The sequence below is a fragment of the Romboutsia sp. 13368 genome, from assembly GCF_018336475.1.
Taxonomy (GTDB): domain Bacteria; phylum Bacillota; class Clostridia; order Peptostreptococcales; family Peptostreptococcaceae; genus Romboutsia.
In genome coordinates this window covers 1,330,374-1,330,890 of sequence record NZ_CP048741.1, presented here as the reverse complement: position 1 = coordinate 1,330,890, position 517 = coordinate 1,330,374, and the positions used below count along the sequence as shown (strand labels likewise).

The window sequence follows — 517 nt, the reverse complement described above, 5'->3', positions numbered from 1 at the left end:
ATATTACCAATGTAACTATAGTGGCTGATAATCTAGTAATGGCTATATACTTCTTTATTTGTATGTCAATCCCATYAATAGCATTTTTCAAAAATAAATTTGGAATGGCAACAGTAGAAGGCGAACAAGAAAGTAGCTCAACTAATTATTGGTCTAAGAAAGAAATTTCATTAAAAGATATCGCTATAGCTATTTCAATAGCTGTAACAGTATCAGCATTATCTAATGAAATAGCTATATTTATTAAATCAATAATACCTGAAACTAATGCACTTACTAGCATGATAAGAAGTATATTTGGAAATATGTATTTAATAATGACAACATTAATGTTAATAATAGCAACAGTATTTTCTAAGCAACTTGAAAGCATTAATGGTGCAGAAGAAATCGGAACATTTTTAATTTATATATTCTTTGTTACTTTAGGTGTGCCTGCTTCTATAAGTGAAATTATTAAAAATGGAGCTTTTATACTTGTATTCTGTGTATTAGCTGTTGCTATTCACTTAGCTGT

The 517-nt window shown here is 27.9% G+C and carries 1 protein-coding gene; it reads left to right on the top strand.

Translation table 11 applies throughout. The features are described 5' to 3' along the window. Positions 1–517 (top strand): DUF819 family protein (locus tag G3997_RS05395; RefSeq protein WP_296649423.1); only part of this gene is annotated, 517 nt, incomplete at both ends.